Raw genomic sequence first — 19,676 nt, 5'->3', positions numbered from 1 at the left:
TCACCCAAAACCGTTAAATCGGGCGAGGCTTATTAGTTTTGAGGTGAGTGCCGTGAGGTTTTCGAGGGGCAGGAATTTTCTGTTCAGGGTCCCCGAAGGGGAGGAGCTTCTGGGGTTCATAAACGAGTTCGCGAGAAAAAACAACGTTCTGATCGGGACTGTCAGTGCCATTGGAAGTTTGAAGAACCCGAAAATCGGTTACTTTGACGAGGACGCTGGAGAGTACAAGGTCATCGAGCTGACCGGCACATACGAACTGGTGTCCCTCGCAGGAAACGTAAGCGTAAAGGACGGCGAGCCTTTCGCCCATATCCACGTTGCCCTAGGAGACTCCGACGGTATGTTGTACGGAGGGCATCTCATTGAGGCTGAGGTTTTCGTGGCCGAGGTGTTCATGCAGGAGCTTCTGGGTGAGCTTCTTGAGAGAAAGCCCCAGGAAAACGGCCTGAGCCTATGGGACGCGGTGGAACTTTGATTTTTTGTCCTTATTTATCCTTGAAAAACTTCATCCACATCAGCATGTAGTGCCAGGTCAGTATCGCAAAAATCCCGATGAACTCAGCAATGGCAACGCCGCTGAAGGCACCGAACGCCCATCGGGCAAGGAGCACCTCGATCGCGAAGAGTAATACCGTGAAAATCCCAAAGCGCCGGTCTCCTTCGAACCACATACCCGCCCCTGCCATCAAAAATCCCAAACTTCCCGCGGCGAAGAAGCCCCAGCTGACCTCATAGTGCGGTCCGGTCCCCTCCGGAAAGACGGCTATCCCCGCGAGGAAGAATAGGCCGAGCATGAAAACGCCGACTCCAAGCTTGGAGATGGGATTTTTAACCTCCTTGAAAAGACCCATCACATAGTAAATCGCGAGGATTGCGGATATTAAGAGCGGAACGTTCATCACCCAGCTGTGGGGCAGGCCGACCTTTCCCAGGTCGCTTATTGCGTTGTCCGTGAGACTCCACCAGGAGCGGTTTATGATGATAGCCGCCGCTATCCCCGATAGGGCTATGATGGGTGAAGTGATGCCTGCCCAGAGCTGGCTCTTTCTCATGGCTCCCGCCCTCCGTGGTGGCCGTTACCTTTCTCGGCGCCATCGTATAAAAACCTCCTGGCCTCGTTATGAGGCGAGTGTCCATCTTGTGCTCTTCACGAGGCTCATGACTGCAACGAGGCTCGCAAAGGCCCAGAGAACCAGGATGATGGCAACGCCGAGCCCTGGCAGTACGAAAGTTTTGATTGATGTGAATATAACCGCGAAGGAGGTGAAGATTCCGGCCAGTGTTGTCAGTCGCTTAAGCCCGGGCTGGCATTTCAGGGAGGCAATATCTCCTTCATTTCGCGACTTTTTGAGGGCGCGGTAAAGCAGCAGAAGCGTGACCGCGTAGAGCAGCCATATTGGAACCTGGGCGGCAAATCCAGGAAGGGCTTCCCGCCTCAACAGGGAGCCGAAGATGATGTAGTATGCCAGGAGGGCGAGAAACAGAGGCTTAAGCTCCCGTGATGAGGGGAGGAGCTCCTTCATGTCATAGCGTCCACCTTCAAAACGTTTCAGCCACAGGTAGATCAGGAGGAGCAGAAATGCCGAGGAGGAAATGGTGGAGAGGAACGAATGGAGCGGCGAAGGAGCGTTTGAGGCTTCAATGATGCCGAGGATCACTGCCGTGAGATAGGGATGTTTGAGCACGGCACCGGGGAGCAGCCTCCTTCTGGAAGTCAGGAGCTCTGCGATGCCGACGGGAATCATGAATGACATGAAGGGATGCCAGAAGAGCACCACGACGAGGACCTCGAAGATTCCGACGCCGCCGATCTTGAGGAAGGAGCCCCACTCCGGGTTCCACACAACTTTGGTTATGTATGCCTCATAGAGGCCGAAGAGGATTCCTGCCAAGTATAGGGTTTCGAACCTGGGCTTTCCAAAGCGGTAAACAATTCCAGCGAGAACCAGTGTGTGGAGGCCGTAGAGCGGGAGAAGGGATATTATCCCCCAAAGTGTGAAGTACGGGTAGAGGTACGAGGCTACGGTGACCTCGGCGAAGAAGACGGAGAGCAAAGCTAGGAGAAACCAGAAGAAGTACCTATGCCTCATCCGTCCGTCCTCAGGGTATCCCACAAGGGCACTTACCGGGCGCATGGTTCACCAACTATTACTCTCTCCCCTTTTCACGAGCGAGGGCATCTGACCTCTTAAGGGTAACCTGGTCGGGAAAAGGACCGCGCATGGACTCCACCATAGTTTTTTCTTCATATTGGAGTATTTTAGGATTTTGGTCTGTGGGAGTCAGAATTTGCCCTCTGGAGGCTCAGATGTTGAAAGCGTGTAGAAGACGAAAGAATGAAAAAGCTCACCAGTTGCCACCGCCTCTACCCATGCCTCTTCCGCGTCCCATGCCACGTCCCATACCTCTGCCTCTTCCCCTTCCATATCCTGCTCCCGGTCCAGCTCCTCCTCCTTCGGGGCCAAAGACTGCCTGGGTGAGCTCGCCCCTCAGAAAAGCCTCAACTGCCTCCCTGACGGTCATCGTGGCCGGCGCAGATACCATCCTTATGCCAGCAGCTTGGAGTACTCCCGAGGAGTTGGGCCCGAACTGACCCGCTATGACGACATCCGCCCCCTGATCAATGCAGAATTGCGCTGCCGTAACTCCAGCTCCCCTCGGCTGGCTGTAGCCGAGGTTCTGGACCACTTGAACGTTAACGATCTGCCCGTTCTCCACATCGACTACCGTGAAAGTGGGGGTTCTTCCGAAGGCCTGGTTAACTCTGTCGTCGAGACCGCCTTTTATGCTTGAAACTATAATCCTCATTGCACATCACCTCCACGAAGAATTAGGAGAACCGAACTTAAAAAAGTTTGCATAAGCTCAAAATGGTCCTCCCCAACCCCAGAAGCGGGGTCTCAGGAGCGACCGCAGGATTAAAAGGGCCACGAGGCCGAGAGCGTACGGGGCGGCAACTATGAAGAGCTTGACCAGAAAGTACAGAATTCCGATGAGGAAGAGCAGGTCGATTAGACCGTAGGCCCCGCCAAATGGAGAGAACCCGTATCGGGTGCCGCCTCCAAATCTGCCGTAGCCCCTTCCCATTCCGCGTGGCATCGCATGTTCCTCCGTGCATTATCAACAGTTCATGCTGAGTAAAAAGAAAGAAGTCACCACCAGCCGTAAAGCCAGCGAAGGGTTCTTCTGCTGGGCTGGCCAGTCCATGGACAGTAGCCAAGCCTTGCTCCCCAGCCTCTGCCGCCTCTCCCCCACCCGCGTCCGAAGCCTCTTCCACGTCCCCATCCGCGGGCCCAGCCTCTGCCCCAGCCTGGGCCGTAGCCGTAGGTGGGGTAGGCCGGGTAAGCCGGCGCCGCTGGATACGGCCCGTAGACCGGTGCGGGAGCTGTTGCAGTTGCTGGAGCGGGCGGCACTGGGGTTGTGAACTGACCAACGCTTCCGCTGGTGACAGCCTTTATGGCCTCCTCAACAGGGGTCCCCGGGGCGACCTGGTACAGCCTTATGCCTGCAGCCTGTATCGCGCCGAGCGCGTTCGGGCCGACCTGCGGTGCTATTATCGCTTCAACGCCCTCGTTGATCAGGGTCTGAACCGCCATCGGTCCGGCTCCGCCCCCGGTCATCGCGGCACCGTTCTGGATTACCTTGCTGTTGGTGACGTTGCCGTTTTCGTCAACGTCCACTATGAGGAAAGCTGGTGCCCTGGCAAAGACCGGGGCAACGGTGTCTTCAAGCCCTCCACCATTGGTGGGTATCGCGATCCTCATATCGACCACCTCATTTTCTTTCTATTATTTTGTGCATATGCACAACATTTAAAGTTTTCGGTGGACCTAATTGAATTTGTTCCTACAGCTTGAAATCTGATATCAAAACTGGAACTGACGATATCCGCTCATACTCGTTTATTTCCCGGTAGTATTTTTGCTGGTTTCGTTCGCTTTTTTAGCATATTTAGGACTCGCTAAAACCTTAGATAAGGCTAATCTAATACCTGCGTCGTTAGTTTGTCATAAACAACTCTAAAATTGCGTCTTTTTTTCTCGATTGAATTGACATTAATGGTCGTTGTTGGACCATAATGTTTATATAGTGCCATCTAAAACATTACATGTATTTCATTTGATATTATTTGCAAGATTTGATATTATTTGCAAGTTTGGGTGGGTTCGTGACCTTTAGATGGGGGTGCAAAAATGGACGGTTGGGCAAAGTTCGTGCTGCTGGTTCTGCCGGTGCTGATAGTACTGGCTTCAGTGGCCGTGTACTACATATCCGCCCCTGTGAAGGGGGTGAAGGCATGAGCAATGCATACGAGCTTCTCAAGGAACCAGCTGCTATGGCAGCGTTTCTATTCACCCTACTGCTGCCAATATTCGTGGGATTCTATGCGATGAAAAGGACCAAAACGGAGGAGGACTTCTTCGTAGGCGGCAGGGCGATGGACAAGATAACGGTTGCCCTCTCGGCGGTTTCTTCCGGCAGGTCAAGCTGGCTCGTGTTAGGCCTCAGTGGAATGGCCTACAAGATGGGTACAGCTGCCGTTTGGGCAGCAGCCGGATACATCACCGTCGAGATGCTCCAGTTCGTCTACATGGGAATGCGCCTGAGGCGTTTCTCAGAGAAGTTCAACGCGATTACGGTTCCCGACTACTTCGAGGCCCGCTTTAGGGACACCGCCAAGCTCGTTAGGCTGGTGGTTTCAGTAATCATAGTCATCTTCCTCACCTCGTACGTCGGTGCGCAGTTCAATGCAGGCGCTAAAACTCTCAGCGCTTCTCTGGGAATCAGCCTCTTCTGGGGTCTGCTGATATCGGTTTTCATGATAGTCATCTACATGGTGCTTGGAGGATTCGTGGCGGTTGCCTACAACGACGTCATTAGGGCAGTTATAATGATCGTTGGTCTCACCGTCCTGCCTGTCGTTGCAGTCGCCCATGTTGGCGGCCTTGATATGGTTCTCGACACCCTCAAGGCCCTCGATCCAAAGCTCGTTGACCCGTGGGCATTTGGTGCAGGTGTTGTCATTGGCTTCCTGGGAATCGGTCTCGGTTCACCGGGTCAGCCCCACATACTCGTCCGTTACATGTCAATCGATGACCCGGACAGACTGAGGCAGTCCACAGTAATCGGAACCTTCTGGAACGTCGTCATGGCATGGGGTGCCGTCTTCATAGGTCTTGCAGGAAGGGCCCTCTATCCTGAAGTTAGCATGCTCCCCAACGAGAGCGCTGAGATGATTTACCCGCTGCTCAGTGCCCAGTTCTTCGGCCCGGTTCTCTACGGAATCCTTATGGGTGGAATCTTTGCTGCCATACTCTCAACGGCCGATTCCCAGCTTCTCGTCGTCTCCTCCACCATCGTCAAGGACTTCTACCAAGAGGTTGTTAGGAAGGGCGAACCCCTCGCCGAGGAAGTTGCCCTCAAGATAAGCAGGGTAACAGTCTTCGTCATAGGCCTCCTCGCAGCGATTCTGGCGTACTTTGCGAAGGACATAATATTCTGGTTTGTGCTCTTCGCCTGGGGCGGCCTTGGAGCCTCAATAGGTCCGACCCTGCTCCTCTCACTCTACTGGAAGCGGACGACCAAGTGGGGCGTCATAGCGGGAATGGTCGTTGGAACACTGACCACCATTATCTGGAAGCTCTACCTCAAGGCAAGCACCGGCATCTATGAGCTCGTTCCAGCGTTCCTCTTTGCCCTGCTGGCGACGGTAATAGTCAGCCTCCTCACCAAGCCCCCGGAGGACGTCGACAGAATAATGGCCGCCATGGAATGATTAACTCCCTCTTTTTATTTTCCAACGAATCTGCCGTCATCCCTGGCCTCTGGAAGCTTGTGAACGTTTTGCTCCAGCCATCCGATCCTTTCGACCTCCCTTATGTCAAACTCGGGAACATAGGGTTTTATGTCGAGCAGGGGCGTGCCATCGACGATGTCGATATCTTCAACATGGAGCACGTTCCCCTCGACACGGATGAGTCTGACAATGGAGATGCCTATCGGGTTCGGTCTGCTCGGTGCCCTCGTGGCGAAGACGCCGTGCTCTTCCTCGTCCATGTAGGGTTTAACCAAGAGCTTTCCCGGCTTCGCAAGGTGGAAGTGGTAGAGCAGGATGATGTGGGAGAAACCCTCTATGCCCTTGAGTCCCGGAACGTACTCTGGAAAGACCTCGACGGTTCCTCTAACGCCCCTTGCCGCGGAGGGCTGTATGGGAACGCCCTTCGGCTCTCTGAACGGGCTGTGGATGATTCCGATGAAGCGATACGTGACCCCCTTCATGCGACCCCCTGTAATGATTGAGGGGAGGGACTTTAAAACCCTTCCAGCGGTAGTTTTTTTTAGCGTCCCGCCAAAGGAAGGGGGTAGTATGCGGCTCCTCATCCTGAACGACAACGTGCCCTCGAAGGGGCTCCTCAACGACTGGGGCTGGAGCGTTCTGGTTGAGGGAAAGGACCGATTTATTTTTGATGCCGACACGTGGCCCGAGGTTCTCTCACACAACTCTAAATCACTGGGAGTTTCTCTGAAAGGCATTGACTTTGTCGTCCTCAGCCACTGGCACTACGACCACTACGGGGGCCTTTCCCTCGTGGGCAAGCTGAACCCCGGGATTCCCCTCTACGCTCCACCCGGAAACTGGGTCCTTGCGTTGCGGTGGGGATTCAGGGCCGTGGAGGTCCTGGACGCTGGAAGGATCGCTGACGGCGTCTGGACTTCCGGGCCTTTGGGTGGATTTGAACAGGCAGTTGGAGTGGAGACCTCCTCCGGTTTCGTCGTTATCGTTGGCTGTTCCCATCCCGGCGTTGACAGGCTCACCAGAGCGGTGCTCGATGTTTCGGGCCATGGGAAGGCCCACCTGGTAATCGGCGGCTTTCACTACCCTACCCAGACAGCTCTCGATAGATTGGCAAGAATGGCCGAGTTCATAGCCCCGGCCCACTGCTCCGGAGAGGAGGCGAAAGCGTACGTGAGAAAAAAGTACCCGGACAAGTTTGTGGGAGTTAGGACTGGGAGCGTGATCGAGCTTTAAACGCCCAAGAACTCCCACAGTCTCTTGAAGAACTCGGTCTTCCTCCCCCTTTCCCGTGAGGAAATGAAGAACCTTCAGCTCCTCGGCGGTTTCGTCGTCTATCCCAACCCTTCGGTTGGCCTCCTGTATGTTCTTGGACTCCGCGAGAGCTTTAACGACCCTCCAGCCGTCGGGAAGGAGGGAGTTGAAGTATTCCTTCAGCCAGCTCCCATCAACAGAACGAACCAGCAGTTCTCCCTCGCGGGAGAGGCGGTAGTAGGTGTGGTGCTTGTGAATCTCGAAGGCCTTCTTGAAGCGCGCCTTACTCCGCTTTATCGCGCTTCCGGGATCGCGCTCTATCAGGCCGATTTCGAGGAGGTCGCTGATGGCGTCGTTGATTAGCTCCAGGGGGAGGCCGCTAACTTTGGCCATCATCTTCGCGTAGTCAACGCCCGCCCTCTTCAGGTGGGCCAGGACGTAGAGGTGAACCGGGAGAAGTTCAAAGCCTCGGTAGGAACCTGGGCGTTCTCTCCGAGTATTGTCTCCACTCATCTCCGAACCTCTCCTCCAGGGCTTTCTCCTCATCGCCTATAAACCTCACCACCGCGAGCCAGTAGAGCAGGGGCAGGGCAAGCATGAAGCCGTCGATGAGGAGCGAGAAGCCCGGGAGGATAAGGAAGCCCCATACGACTTGGAGGTAGCAGAGGAGCCAGAGCACGAGCCCAAAGGGAAGCATTGTGGCCCCGAGTCGTGGGCATGAAAAGTTGATCTCGACTTCCCGTTTAGAACGAGTGCAGCGGCCGCGTAGGGGAAGGTGAAGAGAAAAATCTTGGGGACTATCCCCAAAACCTCATCGCTCACTCCTCTATCGGCGGTTTCTCGGCCTTCTTCGCCTGAACCTGCTCCCAGAGTTCGTCGAAGTTTTCAACAACGCGCTGAAGGGCCACCTTTAAATCCCTCGTCCTCGTGAAGAAGGCCACCTTGTTGGTCTTGTCGCGGATCCTCAAAAAGTTCGGCCCCATTCTGAAGGCGGCCAGGACATCGACGTCCAGGAGCTGGCTAACAACTGCCTTGAACTTCCTCGGGTCGCCGTGGCCCTCGTCCTCCTCCTCGAAGTCCTTGGCCCTGTTGTGCCTCTTCTCAAGTAACTTAACGCTTCCGTCCTCGCAGACCTCGTAGATCGCGAAGAACTCGGAGTCGCCGTAGTGTGCATCTATGAGCTTCTCGTCGTTCTCCATTCCAAAGGCAACCTTCAGGCGCCTCATGAGCATCACCGTTTTGAGCGTATGCACAAAGCTTAAAAGCTTTTAGGCTGGCCTAATTCTGGAGGTGAGAGCTTGCAGATAGCGGTGAGTGGTGGGAAGGGAGGAACCGGAAAGTCAACGGTCGCGATAAACCTCGCGATAGCACTTGGAGAGCACTACGATCTGGCCCTGGCCGATCTCGACGTTGAGGCTCCCAACGACCACCTTCTCCTGGGCGTGGAGCTGGCCAACGAGGAGCCGGTGGAGCTCTTCATGCCCAGGTTTGACTATTCGAAGTGCACCCGGTGCAGGAAGTGCGCGGAGGTCTGCGAGGAGCACGCGATAATAACCATGCGCGATGGGACGCCCTTCCTGATGCCGAACCTCTGCTCCGGCTGCGCCGCCTGTGAGATAGTCTGCCCGGTTCCCGGAGCGATTCTGCCGGGTAAGAAGCTAATGGGGCACACCTACCTTACCGAGACGCCCTACGGCTTCCCGCTCGTTACGGGAAGGCTCCTCGAAGGGGAGGAGAGGGCGATGCCGATAGTTTCGAGGGCGAAGAAGCGCGCCCAGGCCCTCGGGAAGGAGCTTCTCCTGGTGGACACCGCGGCCGGAACGAGCAACACGGTGTCGAAGGCCCTTGAGGACTCAAGACTCATCATAGCCGTCACGGAGCCGACGCCCCTCGGGATCCACGACGGCGAGCTGATACTCAGGCTGGCGAAGCTGATGGACATTCCCGCGATGGTCGTAGTGAACCGCTCCGACCTCGGCGACGTTGGCAGGGTGCGCGAGATAGCGGAGAGGTACGGGGCGGAAGTGATAGCCGAGATCCCCTACAGCGAGAACATCATAAGGAGCTACGTTGAGGGGAAGCCGATAGTCCTGAGTGACTATCCCGAGGCCGGGATTTTCAGGGAGATCGCTTCCAGGGTCGTCGAGTTCCTCGGAGGTGGTGAGTGATGCAGCTGGTCATAGCGAGCGGCAAGGGCGGCGTTGGAAAGAGCACCGTCACCGCTTCGCTCCTCTACCTGCTGAAGGACGAGTACCGTTTCGTTGCCGTTGATGCCGATGCGGACGCGCCGAACCTCGACCTGCTCCTCGGCGTCGAGCGCTGGGAGGAGGAGAGGGAGCTGATAGGCGCAAAGGTGGCGAGGATAAACACCGAGAGCTGCATAAGGTGCGGCATCTGCCAGGAGCGCTGCCCCTACGACTGCATCAAGGTCATCGACGGCGACTACGTGGTGAGCGAGCTGACCTGCGAGGGCTGCAACGTCTGCGGCCTGGTCTGCCCGGTTCCAGGGACGATAACGCTGGAGGAGGTCCGCTCCGGCGTGGTGAGGAAGACAACCACCCGCTACGGCTTCCCGTTGATCTCGGCCCAGCTTGACGTCGGCAGGCCCAACAGTGGAAAGCTCGTCACCGAGGAGAAGGAGTGGGCGAAAAAGCTCATGGGCGAGCTTGGCCTGGGGCACATGATAGTGGACAGCGCCGCTGGAATAGGCTGTCAGGTCATAGCGAGCATCGGCGGGGCCGATTTAACGATACTCGTTGCCGAGCCGACCCCTGCTTCACTCAGCGACGTCCAGAGGGCCTACAGGGTCGTTCAGCACTTCAGGCAGCCGGCTTATCTCATCATCAACAAGGCCGACCTCAACCCCGGCTTCACCGCCCTGAGGGAGTGGGCGGAGAGCGAGGGAATTCCGATACTCGGCGAGATACCCTACGACAGGGCCATTCCGAGGAGCATGAGCATGCTCAAGCCCTTCGTCGAGGCCTTCCCCGACTCAAAGGCGGCTGATGCGATGAGGGAGATAGCGGAGAGGGTCAGGGAAGAGATACTCCGCTGACCTCGCAGTTCATCGGGGCTTCCCTTTTCCCCCATATTGTCTCCAGCTCGAACCTGACGCACAGCGGCGGCCTATCTTCTCCCCCGTAGGTCGTGGTGAAGGCCAGCGCAAAAGCGCCGTACGGCCAGGTGGCGTTGAAGCCCGTGGAGTCCAGGCCACCGTATGCTTTGGGGAAGGATAGGCGCTTGGAGTTCTCGTCGGTTTCGTTGCAGGTCATTATCGTTCCGCTTTCTGGCCAGCACTGCCAGAGGAGGGTAGATGTGGAGCTTTCAATGCTCCAGGAGGGCGGGTAGATTACGGTGACGTCATCGATACCCTTAACGGTCTCGGGGTTGGCGAGGTAGTAGACCACGAGAACACCCTTGCCGTCCATCTCGGAGTAAACCCACCCTCCGAGGAAGTCGAAGGTATCGTTGTCAAGGAACAGGTCCCTGGGAGGGTAGACGATGAAGCGGTCGTCGGGGCTTTCCGTTGGAACCCACTCAGAGCGGACGCTGGACTCGCGACTGCCGTTCTCGTCGAACTCCAAGTAAAAGTACTCCGAGTACGCCCTGAGCTTCCCCTGTTCAGCCAGATATCTCACGATGGCGAGGGGATAGTTGGGGTCGAGGGAGTTGTTGAACGCTTTAACGAGAACGTTGCCGAGGCTCCTCGGGCTGTAAACCTTTTCGGCGTAGCCCTTTATGGTGCCGTTTTGCACGTACGGGCAGATCTGGTAGCTGACATGGTAGTTGGTCTTGGGTGGCTCTGATACCACCAATTTGCAGTCTCCATTCTCGCTTAGATATTCACTTATGGAGTAAGCGGTTCCTATTACCGCCACTATGATCATCGCGGCGAGAAGGATCCTCCCCAGGTTCATTCCATCACCGCTTTTTCTTTGATACTAGATTAAATAACTTTTTCGTTTCTTGGGTAATTGAGACCCAAACCTTAAAAGCCCCCAGGAGTAGTCCCTCCGGTGGTGTGAAATGGCCGAGATGAACGAGCAGCTTGAAAGGCTCGCTTACGAGTACCAGCTCCTTCAGGCACAGGCACAGCTCCTGGCCCAGAACCTTGAACTGCTCACCCTCGGGAGGAACGAGTTCCAGGCGGTTAAGGAGACGCTGGAGGAACTCAAGAAGGTCGAGGAGGAAAAGCCGGAGATCCTAGTGCCGATTGGCGCGGGCTCCTTCCTGAAGGCCCACATAGACGACAAGGAGAACGCGATAGTCAGCGTTGGGGCAGGCTATGCCATCGAAAAGAACCTCGACGACGCGGTGAGATATCTTGAAGAGCGCATAAAGGAGTACGACGAGGCGATAGCGAAGACCCAGGAGGCGCTTAGGAAGCTTGAGGGGCAGCTGGGTGAGCTTGCCCAGAAGGCGCAGGAGCTTCAGCAGAGGCAGGCCATGGGTTTCAGTGTGAAAAAGTGAACGAATCGGTCTTGGCCTTTCAGGATTACAATGACCCCCGGGAATTCTTGCCATAAATTTGGGGGACTTTTATACATTTTTCGGGAGATACGTTTAAATTTACTTATGAACATAAGCCAATGGGATGAAGGTGAGGCGTCACCAAGCCATCGTTCTATTGGTTTCAGCGGTCCTGCTCCTTGCAACCTTTGGGTTAGCGGTTCCTGGTATTACCGTTGCGGTTCAGGATTTGGGAAGTGGCTCGGGCGAGCTCTTCAGTCCCGTTTCGACAGGAACAATATGTGCCCCCTACGCTTTATACTTCTACGCTTTTGGAGACTGGTATGGTCCGTACTACCTTTCTGGAATTACAGAGGTTTATCCCGGCAACTTCACGAATGACCTATACTCCGGAACAAACGTTTCTGCCACAGTTTACATTGACTCGACTTTGGAATCCTCGGGAATACGTACCCTTAACTCATCATTGCCTGCGGGTTATTATACTATCGTTCAGATCGACCCCTCCATTGACTACACTCACGTTTTAACTGGTGAATTCCGTGTTACTGTCCAGCCTCCTGAATACACAACTGCCTCCTCGGGCAGTATCTCCCTTACCCTGCAGAAGCTCGGAAATGGGATTCCCACTGGGGAGTACAGGGACTATCTAGTTCTTTACCGTGACCTTGGATGGTATCAGATATACGTGGTGGTCAGGTGTTACCAACTGGTATTCGTCCCGGACTCCCTTATGGGAGGGGGGATTGCTGCTATAGTCCCGCTTCTTCTGTCTGACGACGGGGCTATTTCATTGGAGGAATATGAAACGCTTCGTATTCCGGACTTGGAAGAGAGGTCCCCCAGAAGATGTCCCGACCTGAAGAACCTCCGGCAAGTGGTTATTAGATCCCCCTATCTCAAGAAGATCATTGATGAGATTACCCAGGAGATAGAGAGAAAGCTCATTGAGGCCAAAACAGAGAATGAATCATAAATTTTTCACTAGGGAGTACCACTCCACAGTCTTCTTTAGCCCATTCTCCAGACCCCACTCCGGCTCGAAGCCGAGGCGCCTGATTTCGCTGATGTCGGCCAGGCTGTGCCTTATATCGCCCGGTCTCGGCTTGTCGAAGATTATTGAGCTTGTGGCGCCGGTTATCTCGATTATCTTCATCGCTAGCTCAAGGATGGTCGTCTGTCTGCCGGTTGCAACGTTGAAAACCTTCCCGTTGCTCTTCCTGCTCTCGGCGGCCAGTATGTTTGCCTTAACGACGTCCTTCACGTAGATGAAGTCCCTCGTCTGCTTGCCGTCTCCGAAGATAACGAGCGGCTCGTTTTTCAGGGCCCGGTTAATGAATATGCTTATGACACCCGCGTACTGGTTGGCGCTCTGTCTCGGACCGAAGACATTGAAGTAGCGGAGCGCGACCGTCGGAACTCCGTAAAGCTCGTTGAAGACCCGCAGGTATTCCTCTGCGGTTGCTTTGGTCACGCCGTAGGGCGAAAGCGGCCTCGGCCTCTCGGATTCCTTCAGCGGCAGGTTTGGGTTGTCTCCGTAGATTGCGGCGGAGGAGGCAAAAATCAGCTTTCCATGGCCTTCTAAAAGGGCCTTTAAAATGTTGAGCGTACCGATGACGTTGACTTCCTCGGTGAAAATGGGATCTCGGACACTCTCAATGACGCTCACCTGGGCCGCCTCGTGGAAGACGTAATCTGCGTGGCTTATCAGCTCGGCTATCGCGCTGTAGTCCCTTATGTCCGCCTGCACGAACTTAACGGCAGGTGGAACGTTCTCCCTCCTCCCGGTGTAAAGGTTGTCAATGACTATGACTTCGTTCTCCCTGCTGAGCTCCCAGGCGATGTGGGAACCTATGAAACCCGCTCCTCCGGTGACGACTATCAGCTTGTTCCTCATCGCTACCCCCGTAGGTAGTGTTTGCCACGGGTTTTAACCTTTTACCGGCCTGCTGCCCAATCTTTTGACATGTTTATGCCAAATTCGAAACCGTTATAAGCCCCCTATTGACTTAAACCTGGGTAAGGAGCCATGCCGAGCTACGTCGTTGTTGGTGGTCAGTGGGGGGACGAGGGCAAGGGGTCCGTCATCGCGTACCTTGCCCTGAAGGATGAGCCTGAGGTCATAGCGCGCGGCGGTGTCGGGACGAACGCCGGCCACAGCGTTTTTATAAACGGGAAGAAGTACGCTGTCAGGCAGCTTCCCACCGCGTTCATTCAGAGGAAGGCCAGGCTTCTCGTTGGGGCGGGAGTTCTGGTCGATCCGGAGGTTTTCTTCCACGAACTTGAGCACCTCAAGGACTTCAAAGTCGCTGAAAGAGTTGGCATCGACTACCGATGCGCCATAATCGAAGACGAGCACAAGAAACTTGACAGGAGAAACAGCCACCTCCACGACAAGATAGGCACCACGGGAAGCGGCTGTGGGCCGGCCAACGCGGATAGGGTGATGAGAAAAGCAAGGCTCGCAAAGGACGTAAAGGAGCTTGAGCCGTACCTGACGGATGTCGCCGCCGAGGTAAACGATGCCTTGGATGACGGCAAACTTGTTCTGGTTGAGGGAACCCAGGGCTTTGGGCTGAGCCTCTACTATGGCACCTACCCCTACGTCACCTCGAAGGACACGACCGCTTCCGCCATAGCGAGCGACGTGGGAATCGGGCCGACCAGGGTGGACGATGTTGTAGTGGTCTTCAAGAGCTTCCCGACGAGGGTCGGTGCGGGGCCTTTCCCAACGGAGATGGACCAGGAAGAGGCCGAGAGGATGGGTCTCGTCGAATACGGCACGGTCACCGGGAGGAGAAGAAGGGTGGGCTGGTTCGACTTCGAGTTCGCCCGCTACTCCGCGAGGCTCAACGGCGCGACGATGCTCGCTCTTACAATGCTCGACAAGTACGACAAAGAAGCCTTCGGCGTTACCGACTATGACAAGCTGCCAAGGAAGGCGAAGGAGTTCATAGAAGAGATAGAAGAAAGGGTCGGCGTTCCCATTGGCATAATCAAGACAGGCCCTGAGCTTGAGCACGTGATTGATAGGAGAGATACCCTCTGATTTCCTTTTCTTCCCCTGCGTGTGCTACGAACCACTCAACTATCGTCCTGTGGAACTCGTCCGCCCACTCCGGGTCCTCAAATATCTCGTGATAGGCGCCGTTAAATTCCCTCAGCGCTTTGTCCTCTACGACAAGTCCCTCGAAAAGCCGCCTCGCCCCTTCGGGAGGTGTTATCACGTCGCCCGTTCCGACGAGGAGGAGTACAGGAACCCTGATTTTTCCGGCCTCTCTGTGCGCCAGCTCCATGTTCTCGAAGATGCTCCTTCCGAGCTTTGCGGAAATCCTGTCGTGAACGAGGGGATCACTGATATAGCGCTTTACCGCCTCGGGGTTCCTGGAGAGAAGGTTGGGGTCGAGCCCGTTGGAGAGAGTTATCCCGGGCGCAACCTTCCCGAGGAACTTCGCGAGGGCCACCATGAATGAGGGAGTCTTTGGGCTCCTGGCGAGGGCCGGCGAGGAAGCGATTACTCCACGTATTTTATCTGGCCTCGTCTCCGCGTACCTTATAACTGTCAAGCCACCGAGGCTGTGGCCGAAAAGGAAGGGCTTTTCGCCTATCTCGCCGATTATAGAGTCGATTATCTCCATGGCCTCCTCGACGCTGGTGTGCCCCCTCTTGCCCGGGCTCTTTCCATGGCCGGGCCAGTCGAAGGTGTAAACGGCGAAGCCTGCCTCGTTGAGCATTGAAATAAGCCTGTCGTACCTTCCGCTGTGCTCGCCGAGGCCGTGAACCAGAATCACCCAGCCGAGTTTCGGCTCACCGAACCTGGCTTTGTAGACATCCATACCACCCACCGCCCTGGAAAATGAGTAAAAGAAAGATTTAACGTTTTCTCTAAATGCAAAAAGGCTCATGAGGAGAACGGGCTCTCCTTGAGCCTCTCGTTGACGAAGCGGATTATCCGCGCGACGTCCTCGCTTATCGTGTCCGGCTCGGGCTTCATCTGGATGTAGAGGACGTTGGTGCTCGGTGTAAGGGAGACGTGCTTGACGTTCTGGGGTTTGGACATGCCCTCGATGAGGGCCTTCAGGTTCTCCACGTCGCGCTTCTTCTCGTAGAGGGCCTCGTACTTCTTGCCGGCGATTTCAATTATCTCCTTCTTCAGGAACTCCTCGTTCTCTATCTTGGGTTTCATGCGGTAGTATCCCTTCTGTATCAGATGGGCCTCGTGCTTTATGTCGTTGAATGGTCTCACGACAATGAAGAGCTTGTCGTGTCTGCTCGTTAGGAGGGCTATCGGGAAGTAGAGGATGCTCTGCCTGGGCAGGAGGGTGAGGGTGTACTCGAACTTCTTGATGTTGTCCCTGTTCACCTTGTAGTAGGCGCGGAAGCCGATGTAGCCGCCGAGCCACACGTACTCCTTGTCCTCGGGCTTGACTACGTCTTCTATCGAGCGGAGGTAGTGCTGCATTATCCGGAGGTTGAGCTGTCTGCCCTTGAAGAACTGGATCGACGAGATGGCCGCGAGAACCATTACCGCAAGGATAAATCCGGACGTTATCTCCATGATTAGACCACCTCAATCGGGTAGTACCGCTGCAAAGTCATGTCATCAACTATCTCAAAGTACCCCAGCTTGTCCCCTAAAACCTTTACCATGTCCTCGATGATCCTAGCCTGAAGGGGCCAGTTGACGGCCATGGAAAAGGGGGTCTGAGGGGTGCTCCTCGCGAAGGCCACGTATATCGTTGTGACGTCCTCTTCCACGATTACCTTGGTGACGAGGCCCTCGCTGACTATGTCCATCTCCGTGAAGGGGTTCTTCACCTCCCGGAGCAGCTCCAGTATCTCCTCAGCCCTCAAGGATTAAACCTCCAAGCCTTTCGAGCCATTCCATGCCCCTCGGTTCCTCGGCGAACATGGGTATCTTTATGACCTCAACGCCCTTGAACTTCTTTCCTATCTCCTCCAGAACCTTTTCTTGGGCTTCGAGCTTGACTTTCAGCGCTGGAATCTCCTCCCTCAGCGTTATGACCTTGTTGACGACTATCAGGTTGAAGGGCACCTTGAACTTCCTCAGGCTCTCGTGGGCCCTCTCCGTCTCGTAGAGGGGAAGCATCTCGGGATTCATCACCGCTATGACGCTCGTCTTGTCGGGGTCGGTTAGAACCTTCTCGACGAACTCAACTTCCTCCCGATAGGCCTTGAGTTCCTTCATGACTGCATCTTCTTCCTCGTCCTTGGGCAGAGTGAACTCCTCGCCGTCAACGACGAACTTCTGGTCGCCCTGTATCTTCGCTATGGCACGCCTTCTCTCGAGTATTTTGCGCCTTATCTCGATGAGCTTGTCGGCCCAGATGAGGGAAATCCTCGGCAGCGCGAGAACGCGGAGCGTTAACCCGGTGGGAGGTGTGTCAAAGACTATGACGTCCCATTCATCCCCTTCGGCCAGTATTTCCCTTATCGCCTCCAGCGTCGCGTACTCCTCTATGCCCGGTGAGAAGCTGAGCACCTCGAAGTATTTCTCCAGGTTTATGACGGTGAGGTAACGGTACATGTGCTTGAGGTTCTTCTCAAGGTGCTTGAGGTAGTCCTTAATGAGCTTCTCCATATCCAGCTCGCTGGCGTATAGGTTATCGGCGAGCTTCTTTGGCTTGTCCTTGAGCTTGACCATGAAGACGTCGCCCAGGTTGTGGGCAGGGTCGAGTGACACTATAAGCGTCCTGTAGCCTTTTTTTGATAGCGCCACTGCCAGGGCGGCGCTCGTGGTGGTCTTTCCGACCCCGCCCTTGCCTATAACGAACACTGTCCTGAAGCCTTTCTTCGGAATGAGGAACTCCCTCATTGTTCTCACCTCAGTCTATGTCAAACATCCCCGCTACCTCGGCGAAGACATCGTCCAGGTCAACCGCACGCTGGTTCATCACCTTAATCTCCCGGACCATGTGGGGCATCAGCCTTATGACGAGCGTCGTTGGTGGAGAGGGTATTCCGACGAAGGCCCCCATCAGGACGAGGGCGAAGACGTTTTCCAGCTCCCTCAGCTCGAACTCAATGTACTCCGTGGATTGATGCCTGAACGATTCCATGAATCCCCTGAGAAAATGCTTTACCGGTTCCAATGCTTCCACCTCCAAAAGCGAAAGAAAGAAGGAAAGGGTTCAAGCGGCCGCGTACTCCTCTGCCGGTCTCTTCCAGGCTCCGTACCAGTCAAAGACCAGGAGCAGGTTGAGGAGCAGGCCGACGACGGTGATGAGGCTGACCCAGAACCCTGGCCTGATGACGACGAGGAACCAGACGAGGGCCGCTGTAACTGTGATCCACAGGAACAGCGCTGGAATGACGACCGCCCACTTCCAGGCGCCCGCGGGTCTCTGAACCTTCGCCACCCACAGCGATGCCGTCATCATTGCGATGCTCGCGAGCATCTGGTTCATACCGCTGAAGGCCGGCCAGATGATGAGCCAGCTTCCGCCCCAGGCCATGTAGATACCAAAGGCGACGAGGATTATTGAAGCTATCCACTTGTTCTTGAGTATCTCCGGCCCGTGAACCATCTCCATAATCTCCTGCCAGGCAAAGCGACCGAGCCTCGTTGCGGTGTCGAGGGTCGTCAGCGCGAATGCCGAGACCCAGAGGCTGGCGAAGACGGCGCCGGTCTTGAAGGGTATTCCGAAGGCATCCTGCAGACCGTAGGCGTAGCTCTTGGCGAAGATTCCGACCTTTATTCCGTGCTTAACGACCTGAATGGCGTACTGCTGTCCCCAGTTGTTGTAGTCAACGGGGATGTTCATGCTCTGGAAGACCTGGAGGCCGTATATGGCTATCGAGGCGATGACGATGGTTGAGAGGAAGCCCTCGGTGAACATACCTCCGTAGCCGACCATGAGGCCGTGAAGCTCGTTGTCAAGCTGCTTGCTGGTCGTTCCTGAGCCGACGATGGAGTGGAACCCGCTCAGTGCTCCGCACGCGATGACCAGTGGTATGGTCGGCCAGAACGGTGATGGCTGCCCGCCGACGACGTTGGCGCTCCAGGTGGTGAAAGCCGGGGCTGTGAAGGTTCCGATTCCCTTAACGCCGACCACGATGAAGGCCAGGCCACCGAGGATAAGGCCGAACCAGAGGATGTAGGCGTTGAGGTAGTCCCTCGGCTGTAGCAGAATCCAGACCGGCAGGGACGAGGCAACGATGATGTAGAGTCCGAGGACTATGTACCAGGTCTGCTTGCTGGCCACTATCGGGAACTGGAATCCGAGCCACACGGCGATAATGAGGAGCACCAGGCCGATTATCGTTCCCAGCTTGAAGTCTATCTGCACCTTGTAGAGCAGCCATCCGAGTATCACGGCGACACCGAGGAAGAGCAGCGAGGCCGTTGCAGCCTCAGGAGTGCCGACGAATATTCCGCTGATGACTGCCGCAAAGGCCGCTATGACGAGCACCAGCGCGAACCAGACGTACAGCTCGAAGGCCATGCTCGTTCTCTTGCTCATGAGCTTTCCTGCAATCCACTGGACGGACTTACCATCGTAGCGAACCGATGACATCAGTGCGAGATAGTCGTGGACGGCACCGATGAAGACGTTGCCGAACCAGACCCACAGGAGTCCGGGCAGCCATCCCCATGCCATTGCCACGGCTGGGCCGACTATTGGCCCCGCACCTGCTATTGAAGCGAAGTGGTGGCCGTAGAGAACGAGTGGGTGTGCTGGAACGTAGTCAACGCCGTCGTAGAGCTTGTGTGCCGGGGTTGGCCTGTTGGGGTCGGCCCTGACGACCTTGCTCTGAAGGCTTCTACCGTATGTCATATATAGCCCAACGTATATCGCCGCTGCTATCAGGATTATTACAGCGGAGTTCATGGTTGCACCCCCATGCGGGTTTTCGGCCTAATGTAGGTTTGTGTCCATATAAATGCTTTTCGGCAAAAGGCTGAAATTTTTTCGTTTTTAAACTGAACGTTTAAAACCTCGTTGCGCTTCGGCGAGAAGAGTTTTTGTGCTGGAAGTTGGAAAAAAGAGGGCCTAAAAAGGCAGTTTTACCCGAGTTCTATTAGTGCTTGTCCGGTGTCGACGGTGTCGCCTTCTTTGACGAGGATTTTCTTGACTACTCCATCCTTTGGTGCTGGGATTTCATTCTCCATTTTCATTGCTTCGAGGATGAGTAG

Annotated in this window: 25 protein-coding genes and 1 pseudogene; 8 read left to right on the top strand and 18 right to left on the bottom strand. The window is 55.4% G+C overall.

Translation table 11 applies throughout. From position 1 onward, the window contains the following. The first annotated feature begins 52 nt into the window (after positions 1-52). Entirely contained in the window at positions 53-475 is a 423-nt protein-coding gene (locus E3E37_RS08055) for a PPC domain-containing DNA-binding protein (protein WP_167716805.1), read from the top strand. Between the two features lie 10 nt (positions 476-485). Here E3E37_RS08055 and E3E37_RS08050 read toward each other — a convergent pair whose 3' ends face one another. From E3E37_RS08050 to E3E37_RS08030, 5 genes are all read right to left on the bottom strand, one after another. Continuing rightward, on the bottom strand, positions 486-1,052 hold the full coding sequence (locus E3E37_RS08050) for a DUF998 domain-containing protein (protein ID WP_167716484.1): 567 nt from the start codon (positions 1,050-1,052) through the stop codon (positions 486-488). A gap of 66 nt (positions 1,053-1,118) precedes the next feature. Further along, complete coding sequence (locus E3E37_RS08045) at positions 1,119-2,090, bottom strand: hypothetical protein (protein ID WP_240921955.1); 972 nt, start codon at positions 2,088-2,090, stop codon at positions 1,119-1,121. A 256-nt stretch (positions 2,091-2,346) separates the two neighbouring features. Beyond that, positions 2,347-2,808 carry a NifB/NifX family molybdenum-iron cluster-binding protein gene (locus E3E37_RS08040; protein ID WP_167716480.1) on the bottom strand — a complete coding sequence of 154 codons (462 nt, stop codon included), beginning with the start codon at positions 2,806-2,808 and terminating at the stop codon, positions 2,347-2,349. Positions 2,809-2,865: 57 nt separating this feature from the next. After that, a complete protein-coding gene (locus E3E37_RS08035) occupies positions 2,866-3,099 on the bottom strand; it encodes a hypothetical protein (RefSeq protein WP_167716478.1) in 234 nt (77 codons plus the stop codon). A 53-nt stretch (positions 3,100-3,152) separates the two neighbouring features. Continuing rightward, the gene (locus E3E37_RS08030; protein ID WP_167716476.1) at positions 3,153-3,764 is read right to left on the bottom strand and encodes a NifB/NifX family molybdenum-iron cluster-binding protein; all 612 of its coding nucleotides are present in this window, start codon (positions 3,762-3,764) and stop codon (positions 3,153-3,155) included. A 533-nt stretch (positions 3,765-4,297) separates the two neighbouring features. Here E3E37_RS08030 and E3E37_RS08025 point away from each other — a divergent pair. Further along, positions 4,298-5,776, top strand: a complete 1,479-nt coding sequence (locus tag E3E37_RS08025) for a sodium/proline symporter (RefSeq protein WP_167716474.1) — start codon at positions 4,298-4,300, stop codon at positions 5,774-5,776. A 14-nt stretch (positions 5,777-5,790) separates the two neighbouring features. Here E3E37_RS08025 and tsaA read toward each other — a convergent pair whose 3' ends face one another. Further along, positions 5,791-6,279, bottom strand: coding sequence for a tRNA (N6-threonylcarbamoyladenosine(37)-N6)-methyltransferase TrmO (tsaA, locus tag E3E37_RS08020; RefSeq protein ID WP_167716472.1), 489 nt, complete (start codon positions 6,277-6,279; stop codon positions 5,791-5,793). Positions 6,280-6,367: 88 nt separating this feature from the next. Here tsaA and E3E37_RS08015 point away from each other — a divergent pair, with 88 nt between their 5' ends. Beyond that, positions 6,368-7,030 (top strand): MBL fold metallo-hydrolase, encoded by a 663-nt coding sequence (locus E3E37_RS08015; RefSeq protein ID WP_167716470.1) that lies wholly within the window; start codon positions 6,368-6,370, stop codon positions 7,028-7,030. Positions 7,031-7,306: 276 nt separating this feature from the next. On the opposite strand, the pseudogene E3E37_RS11770 reads toward E3E37_RS08015, so the two are convergent. The 3 genes and pseudogenes from E3E37_RS11770 to E3E37_RS08000 all read right to left on the bottom strand — a co-directional run. Next, positions 7,307-7,444: pseudogene (locus tag E3E37_RS11770) on the bottom strand (DUF2250 domain-containing protein); the annotation flags it as partial. Between the two features lie 64 nt (positions 7,445-7,508). Beyond that, the gene (locus E3E37_RS08005; RefSeq protein WP_240921953.1) at positions 7,509-7,745 is read right to left on the bottom strand and encodes a hypothetical protein; all 237 of its coding nucleotides are present in this window, start codon (positions 7,743-7,745) and stop codon (positions 7,509-7,511) included. 121 nt (positions 7,746-7,866) lie between these two features. Then, a complete protein-coding gene (locus E3E37_RS08000) occupies positions 7,867-8,274 on the bottom strand; it encodes a NifB/NifX family molybdenum-iron cluster-binding protein (RefSeq protein ID WP_167716803.1) in 408 nt (135 codons plus the stop codon). Positions 8,275-8,346: 72 nt separating this feature from the next. Here E3E37_RS08000 and E3E37_RS07995 point away from each other — a divergent pair, with 72 nt between their 5' ends. Then, positions 8,347-9,216, top strand: coding sequence for a P-loop NTPase (locus tag E3E37_RS07995; protein WP_167716468.1), 870 nt, complete (start codon positions 8,347-8,349; stop codon positions 9,214-9,216). Next, a complete protein-coding gene (locus E3E37_RS07990) occupies positions 9,216-10,103 on the top strand; it encodes a P-loop NTPase (protein WP_167716466.1) in 888 nt (295 codons plus the stop codon). The genes E3E37_RS07995 and E3E37_RS07990 overlap by 1 nt, the downstream gene beginning before the upstream one ends. On the opposite strand, the gene E3E37_RS07985 is transcribed toward E3E37_RS07990, so the two are convergent. Continuing rightward, positions 10,081-10,965 (bottom strand): hypothetical protein, encoded by an 885-nt coding sequence (locus tag E3E37_RS07985; protein ID WP_167716464.1) that lies wholly within the window; start codon positions 10,963-10,965, stop codon positions 10,081-10,083. The two genes, E3E37_RS07990 and E3E37_RS07985, sit on opposite strands and share 23 nt — an antisense overlap. A gap of 109 nt (positions 10,966-11,074) precedes the next feature. Here E3E37_RS07985 and pfdA point away from each other — a divergent pair, with 109 nt between their 5' ends. Continuing rightward, entirely contained in the window at positions 11,075-11,518 is a 444-nt protein-coding gene (gene pfdA, locus E3E37_RS07980; protein ID WP_167716462.1) for a prefoldin subunit alpha, read from the top strand. A 124-nt stretch (positions 11,519-11,642) separates the two neighbouring features. Then, positions 11,643-12,494, top strand: a complete 852-nt coding sequence (locus tag E3E37_RS07975; RefSeq protein WP_167716460.1) for a hypothetical protein — start codon at positions 11,643-11,645, stop codon at positions 12,492-12,494. On the opposite strand, the gene E3E37_RS07970 is transcribed toward E3E37_RS07975, so the two are convergent. Continuing rightward, complete coding sequence (locus tag E3E37_RS07970) at positions 12,489-13,415, bottom strand: SDR family oxidoreductase (protein WP_167716459.1); 927 nt, start codon at positions 13,413-13,415, stop codon at positions 12,489-12,491. The genes E3E37_RS07975 and E3E37_RS07970 overlap by 6 nt on opposite strands. Before the next feature lie 132 nt (positions 13,416-13,547). Here E3E37_RS07970 and E3E37_RS07965 point away from each other — a divergent pair, with 132 nt between their 5' ends. Continuing rightward, positions 13,548-14,567: an adenylosuccinate synthetase gene (locus E3E37_RS07965; RefSeq protein WP_167716457.1), complete on the top strand. Its 1,020-nt coding sequence runs from the start codon at positions 13,548-13,550 to the stop codon at positions 14,565-14,567. On the opposite strand, the gene E3E37_RS07960 is transcribed toward E3E37_RS07965, so the two are convergent. The 7 genes from E3E37_RS07960 to E3E37_RS07930 all read right to left on the bottom strand — a co-directional run. Further along, on the bottom strand, positions 14,515-15,354 hold the full coding sequence (locus E3E37_RS07960) for an alpha/beta hydrolase (protein ID WP_167716455.1): 840 nt from the start codon (positions 15,352-15,354) through the stop codon (positions 14,515-14,517). The genes E3E37_RS07965 and E3E37_RS07960 overlap by 53 nt on opposite strands. 65 nt (positions 15,355-15,419) lie before the next feature. Continuing rightward, positions 15,420-16,076, bottom strand: a complete 657-nt coding sequence (locus E3E37_RS07955) for a hypothetical protein (protein WP_167716453.1) — start codon at positions 16,074-16,076, stop codon at positions 15,420-15,422. A 2-nt stretch (positions 16,077-16,078) separates the two neighbouring features. Next, positions 16,079-16,372 (bottom strand): iron-sulfur cluster assembly protein, encoded by a 294-nt coding sequence (locus E3E37_RS07950; protein WP_167716451.1) that lies wholly within the window; start codon positions 16,370-16,372, stop codon positions 16,079-16,081. Next, entirely contained in the window at positions 16,362-17,354 is a 993-nt protein-coding gene (locus E3E37_RS07945; protein ID WP_167716449.1) for an ArsA family ATPase, read from the bottom strand. The genes E3E37_RS07950 and E3E37_RS07945 overlap by 11 nt, the downstream gene beginning before the upstream one ends. Before the next feature lie 10 nt (positions 17,355-17,364). Next, on the bottom strand, positions 17,365-17,598 hold the full coding sequence (locus tag E3E37_RS07940; RefSeq protein ID WP_088865777.1) for a hypothetical protein: 234 nt from the start codon (positions 17,596-17,598) through the stop codon (positions 17,365-17,367). Between the two features lie 72 nt (positions 17,599-17,670). Continuing rightward, positions 17,671-19,371 (bottom strand): carbon starvation protein A, encoded by a 1,701-nt coding sequence (locus tag E3E37_RS07935; protein ID WP_167716447.1) that lies wholly within the window; start codon positions 19,369-19,371, stop codon positions 17,671-17,673. 176 nt (positions 19,372-19,547) lie between these two features. Beyond that, positions 19,548-19,676 (bottom strand): biotin/lipoyl-containing protein (locus E3E37_RS07930; protein ID WP_167716445.1); only part of this gene is annotated, 129 nt, incomplete at its 5' end.

Source organism: Thermococcus sp. ES12 (genome assembly GCF_012027515.1).
GTDB lineage: Archaea > Methanobacteriota_B > Thermococci > Thermococcales > Thermococcaceae > Thermococcus > Thermococcus barossii.
The sequence above is the reverse complement of the archived record's forward strand: the minus strand, read 5'-3'. Positions and strand labels throughout refer to the sequence as shown.